Source organism: Clostridium aquiflavi, from assembly GCF_031344075.1.
GTDB classification, from domain to species: domain Bacteria; phylum Bacillota; class Clostridia; order Clostridiales; family Clostridiaceae; genus Clostridium; species Clostridium aquiflavi.
In genome coordinates this window covers 1-6317 of the sequence record NZ_JAVJAN010000075.1, presented here as the reverse complement: position 1 = coordinate 6317, position 6317 = coordinate 1, and the positions used below count along the sequence as shown (strand labels likewise).

The following is a 6317-nucleotide window of genomic DNA, read 5'->3' as shown; positions in this document are numbered from 1 at the left end:
ACAAGCAGTAAATGTGACAATACTCATTGAGAATTCTCAAAGTCCAATTACAATGCCACTTTACCTATTGCATATATCAACACATATTTAAAACAGAGCTTTATCATTAAATTTTTATTTTATAATATACTTTATAGTGTATATTTAGATGACTTGCTTTAATTAACAAAATCAGAGTATACTATTTATAGAGCAATATGCATAAAAATAGCAATATTCAGAAAAGGGTTTCAATAATTTTATTATAATGGTATAAGAAAAGAGGATGCTTATGAAATTAGATTATGGTATGAAAATTACCCAGGATCAAAAACTTGTATTAACTCAAAGTATGCAACAGTCGATAAAACTTTTGCAAATGTCTATGCATGACTTAAGAGAGTTTATCGATAATGAATATGCTGAAAATCCAATATTAGAAATTAATGAACTAGATAAAGGCATAGAAAATAATACTTCAAAAGATAAATATGATTACAAAAATTTAATAAAGGAATTAGAATCTAATAATTATAAGAATGAAGTTGATAATAATTATGTAAATAATAAAGAAATAGATTCTACACCTTGGAATTATATTGAAAAGAGCAAATCTTTAAATGAGTTTTTACAAGAACAATTAATTGAACTAAATATTGATCCATATTTAGTAGTAGTATCAAAATATATCATAGAATCCTTAGATAATAGAGGTTATTTGGAAATATCAACAACTCAAATAAGCAATGAACTTAATATAAGTCAAACTAAAGTAGAACAAGCATTAAAAATTGTACAAGATTTGGAGCCATATGGTATAGGTGCTAGGAATATAGAAGAGTGTCTAATGATTCAAAGCAAAAAATTAAGTATATTAGATGATATTATGGAAAAAATAATAAAGAATCATTTAGGAAATATAGCAGATAATAAATATAAGCTTGTAGGTGAAGATTTAAGAATAAATCCTAAAGAAGCTCAAAGATATGGAGATTTAATTAAAAAATTAGAGCCAAAACCATCTAGGGGATTTTATACAGGAGAACAAGTAAGTTATATAATACCAGATGCTGAAATTAAAAAAATAGAAAAAGAATATTTCATTATAATGAATGACAACGTATTACCTAAACTTACTATAAATAAAACTTATAAAAATGTTTTAGAAAAAAATATAGATGAGGAAACTGTGTGTTATGTTAAAGAAAAAATTAATAAAGCAATGTTTCTAATAAAGTCTATTGAACAAAGAAAAAGCACTTTATATAATGTTTTAAAATGTTTATTAAATAAACAAAAAGAGTTTTTTGATAAAGGTTATGATTATATAAAACCTTTAACTTTAAAAGAAGTTGCGGAAGACATAGGAATGCATGAATCTACAGTAAGCAGAGCTATAAAAGATAAATATGTGCTTACTAGTTATGGAACAATAAAGATAAAAGCATTGTTTGAGAGTGGATTTTCTTTAAGTAATGAAGGAGATATAGCTACAAATACGATAAAAAATGAAATAAAAAAGATAATAGAAAAAGAGAATAAATCCAAACCTTTTTCAGATCAAATTATTTCTGAAATATTAAATAAAGAAAATATAAATATTTCTAGAAGAACTGTGGCAAAATATAGAGAAGAATTAGGCATTAAATCTTCATCAAAAAGAAAGAGAATCTAAGTATTAAAGAATTAATATTTAGAGATTATGAAAGATAAATTTAATCTCTAAGTATTAATTAAGTATTTATATGTTTAATATATTTAAAAGTGTTAAAAATTCACTATTAATATAATCAACTTTTAAAATATATAAAAAAAATTCAATTAAAGCCTTTAAAAATTTCATAAGGTGTTTTATAATAATATTTGTGGGACATGATTTAAGTGCATGGGACGCATAAAGACCAAGGGAGTGTTTATGTTGCATGAAATATTAGAGTTACAGAAAAAAATAGTTCCTGAACTTGTTGAAACATTAGAAAAGAGATACAATGTACTGAGAACTATATACTATAATCAACCAATAGGTAGAAGAGTTCTTGCCAATGAATTGAAGATTGGTGAGAGAGTGGTAAGAAATGAAGTAAGTTTTTTGAGCTCGCAGGGTTTAATAGAAATAAATACTCCAGGAATGACTGTCACTGAAGAAGGTGAAAATATACTAAATAAATTAAAGGATTTTATTCATGAAATAAAAGGACTTTCAGAACTAGAAGAAGAATTAAGAAAAAGTCTTAATTTAAAGAAAGTAATTATAGTTCCGGGAGATTTAGATAATAATCCTTCAATTTTAAAAGATTTAGGAAAAGCTTGTGCTCATTATGTGAAAAATGTATTAGTTAGCAATGATATAATTGCATTAACTGGTGGAAGCACATTAAAAGCAGTGGTAGAAGAATTTCCTAAAATAAATAATTTATCTAATATTCAAGTAGTACCTGCAAGAGGTGGAGTAGGAAAGAATGTAGAAACTCAAGCCAATACCTTAGCCGCTTTATTAGCAAAAAAGCTAAATGGTAGTTATAAAATGTTACATGTTTCAGAAAATTTAAGTTTAGATGTATTAGATACATTACTTAAAGAAGAAGAAATAAAAACAGTAGTAGATACTTTACATAAAGCTGATATACTGATGTATGGAATAGGTAATGCTGTACAAATGGCTAAAAAAAGAGGGGTTTCGGAAACGAAAATCCAAAATCTTATAGACAGTGGTGCGGTTGGGGAAGCATTTGGATGTTACTTTACCAAAAAATCCCAAATTATATCAGAAGCTACCTCAATTGGAATAAAAATTAATGAAGCAAGAAAAATAAAAACACATATTGCAGTAGCAGGTGGAAAGAATAAAATAGATTCAATAATATCGACAGAATTTAATGATATTAATGGTATCTTAGTCACAGACGAAGAAACTGGTAAAAAAATACTAGAAACATTAAATCGTTAATTTATGTATAAAATTAATTTAGTTTGTAAAATTTATTTTTTATAAAAAGCATTATTTTAGGAGGTAATTTTAATGGCAAATGTAAAAGTAGCAATTAATGGTTTTGGACGTATTGGACGTCTTGCATTTAGACAAATGTTTGGAGCAGAAGGATATGAAGTGGTTGCAATCAACGACTTAACAGATCCTAAAATGTTAGCTCACTTATTAAAATATGATTCATCACAAGGTAGATACGAAGAATCTGTAGAAGTTAAAGAAGACGGAATCGTTGTTAACGGAAAAGAAATCAAAATCTATGCTGAAGCTGATGCTTCAAAACTTCCTTGGGGAGATCTTGGTGTAGATGTAGTACTTGAATGTACTGGATTCTATGTATCAAAAGCTAAATCTCAAGCTCATATTGATGCAGGTGCTAAGAAAGTTGTTATATCAGCTCCAGCTGGAAACGACCTTCCAACAGTTGTATTCAACGTTAACCAAGATATCTTAACTGCTGAAGATAACATAATATCTGCAGCTTCTTGTACAACTAACTGTTTAGCTCCAATGGCTCAAGCACTTAATAACTTAGCACCAATTCAAACTGGTATTATGTCAACTATCCATGCTTACACTGGAGACCAAATGGTATTAGACGGACCACACAGAAAGGGAGATTTCAGAAGAGCAAGAGCTGCTGCTGTAAATATCGTTCCTAACTCAACTGGTGCTGCTAAAGCTATCGGATTAGTTATCCCAGAATTAAACGGTAAGTTAATTGGATCTGCACAAAGAGTTCCAGTTCCAACTGGTTCAACTACAATCTTAGTTGCTGTAGTTAAAGGAAAAGACATTACAGTTGAAAGCGTAAATGCTGCTATGAAAGCTGCTTCTAACGAATCATTTGGATACACTGAAGAAGAATTAGTATCTTCTGATATCGTAGGAATCAGATTTGGATCATTATTTGATGCAACTCAAACTATGGTAGCTAAAGTTGATGAAGACACATACCAAGTTCAAGTTGTTTCATGGTATGACAACGAAAATTCATACACTAGCCAAATGGTTAGAACAATCAAATACTTCGCTAAATTCTTAAAGTAATTTGAGCTTTTAGTTAAAGTAATTAAAATTATAAATAAGTCTGGTTTTGTAGTATAAGGCTATAAGGCCAGACTATTTTAAAATATTGAAAAATTTAATAATTAGAGGTGAACAAGATGAATTTTAACAAAAAGACAATTGAAGATATTCAAGTAAAAGGAAAAAAAGTCTTAGTTAGATGTGATTTTAATGTACCATTAAAAGATGGTGTTATAACTGATGAAAACAGATTAAACGGAGCTCTTCCTACAATAAAGTACTTAGTTGATAATGGAGCAAAAGTTATACTTTGCTCACATATGGGTAAACCAAAGGGAGAACCAAAACCAGAATTAACTTTAGCACCAGTTGCTAAAAGATTAAGTGAAATGCTTGGAAAAGAAGTTAAATTCGCTCCAGATAACAATGTTGTAGGCGAAAATGCTAAAGCAGCAGTTGCTGAAATGAAAGATGGAGATGTAGTATTACTTGAAAATACTAGATATAGAAAAGAAGAAACTAAGAATGGTGAAGAATTCTCTAAAGAATTAGCATCACTTGCTGAAATTTTTGTTAATGATGCATTTGGTACTGCTCACAGAGCTCACTGTTCAACAGTTGGTGTAACTGATTATATTGATACTGCTGTATGTGGATACTTAATTCAAAAAGAATTAAAGTTCTTAGGAAATGCAGTTGAAACTCCAGAAAAACCTTTCGTTGCTATATTAGGTGGAGCTAAGGTTTCTGATAAAATAGCTGTTATCAACAATCTTTTAGATAAGGTTGATACTATTATAATCGGTGGAGGAATGGCTTATACATTCTTAAAAGCTCAAGGATATGAAATCGGAACTTCATTAGTTGAAGAAGATAGACTTGACTATGCTAAAGAAATGATAGCTAAAGCAGAAGAAAAAGGTGTTAAATTCTTATTACCAGTAGATCATAGAGTTGCTGCAGAATTCAAAGATGTTGAAGCTACAGTAACAGAAGATCAAAACATTCCAGCTGGAAACATGGGATTAGATATTGGACCAAAGACAGAAACATTATATGCTGATGCTATTAAAGATGCTAAGACTGTAATTTGGAATGGACCAATGGGAGTATTCGAATTTGAAAACTTCAATAAAGGAACTATTGCAGTAGCTAAAGCAATGGCGGATTCAAATGCAACTACTATAATTGGTGGTGGAGATTCAGCAGCTGCTGTTAACATATTAGGATTCGGAGATAAGATGACTCATATCTCAACTGGTGGTGGAGCATCACTTGAATTCTTAGAAGGTAAAGTGTTACCTGGTATATCTGCATTAAACGACTAATATTAAATAAGTTGATAAATGGTAAAACTTCTTAAAGGAGTTTTACCTTACTATGTAGAATTAGTTATTATAGAAATTTAAAACTTTATGTTTTATTATAATTTATTATGAGGTGAAAACGATGAGAAAAGCAATTATTGCAGGAAATTGGAAAATGAATAAAACTGTTGATGAAGCAGTTAAAGTTGTAGAAGAATTAAAACCATTAGTTAAGGATGCTACTTGTGATGTAGTTGTATGTCCTACATTTGTATGTTTAGATGCTGTTAAAAAAGCAACAGCTGGATCAAACATAAAAGTTGCAGCTCAAAACATGCACTTTGAAGAAAGTGGCGCATTCACAGGAGAAGTTGCTCCAGGAATGTTAGAAGCTATGGGAATTGAATATGTTGTTTTAGGACACAGTGAAAGAAGAGAATACTTCAATGAAACTGATGAAGCAATAAACAAAAAGGTTAAAGCAGCATTTGCTCACAATATTACTCCAATAGTTTGTTGTGGAGAAACTTTAGAACAAAGAGAAAGCGGAGTTACTAATAACTTTATCGCTTGCCAAATTAAAGTTGATATTGCTGGATTAACTAAAGAACAAGCTGAAAAAGTTGTTATAGCTTATGAACCAATCTGGGCTATTGGAACTGGTAAAACTGCTACTAAGGAACAAGCTAATGAAACAATATTAGCAATCAGAAACGTTGTAGTAGAAATGTACGGTAAAGAAGTTGCTGATAAAGTAAGAATTCAATACGGTGGATCAGTTAAACCAAACACAATCACTGAACAAATGGCTATGTCTGATATAGATGGAGCATTAGTTGGTGGAGCTAGCTTAAAAGCAGAAGATTTTTCTGGAATAGTTAACTACTAAAAACAATAAAGGCTATGATTTAATCATAGCCTTTTTTGTTTTTAGGCTATGTTTTAAAACAGTGTTGATATTGTAGTATAAAGCTCATGGACAGAGGAATTTACTTTAAGAACACTAAAATAAAGCT

The 6317-nt window shown here is 29.7% G+C and carries 5 protein-coding genes; all 5 read left to right on the top strand.

Going from position 1 to position 6317, the window contains the following annotated elements; all coding sequences use genetic code 11:
* Window positions 1–271 precede the first annotated feature (271 nt).
* The 5 genes from rpoN (at window position 272) to tpiA (ending at window position 6190) form a co-directional block, all read left to right on the top strand.
* Window positions 272–1654 carry an RNA polymerase factor sigma-54 gene (gene rpoN / locus RGC78_RS15735; RefSeq protein ID WP_252211941.1) on the top strand — a complete coding sequence of 461 codons (1383 nt, stop codon included), beginning with the start codon at window positions 272–274 and terminating at the stop codon, window positions 1652–1654.
* 240 nt (window positions 1655–1894) lie between these two features.
* A complete protein-coding gene (locus tag RGC78_RS15730; protein ID WP_252211943.1) occupies window positions 1895–2926 on the top strand; it encodes a sugar-binding transcriptional regulator in 1032 nt (343 codons plus the stop codon).
* A gap of 72 nt (window positions 2927–2998) precedes the next feature.
* Complete coding sequence (gene gap / locus RGC78_RS15725) at window positions 2999–4015, top strand: type I glyceraldehyde-3-phosphate dehydrogenase (protein ID WP_252211945.1); 1017 nt, start codon at window positions 2999–3001, stop codon at window positions 4013–4015.
* Window positions 4016–4131: 116 nt separating this feature from the next.
* Window positions 4132–5322, top strand: coding sequence for a phosphoglycerate kinase (locus tag RGC78_RS15720; RefSeq protein ID WP_252211947.1), 1191 nt, complete (start codon window positions 4132–4134; stop codon window positions 5320–5322).
* Window positions 5323–5443: 121 nt separating this feature from the next.
* Complete coding sequence (gene tpiA / locus RGC78_RS15715) at window positions 5444–6190, top strand: triose-phosphate isomerase (RefSeq protein WP_003371300.1); 747 nt, start codon at window positions 5444–5446, stop codon at window positions 6188–6190.
* The last annotated feature ends 127 nt before the right edge of the window (window positions 6191–6317 follow it).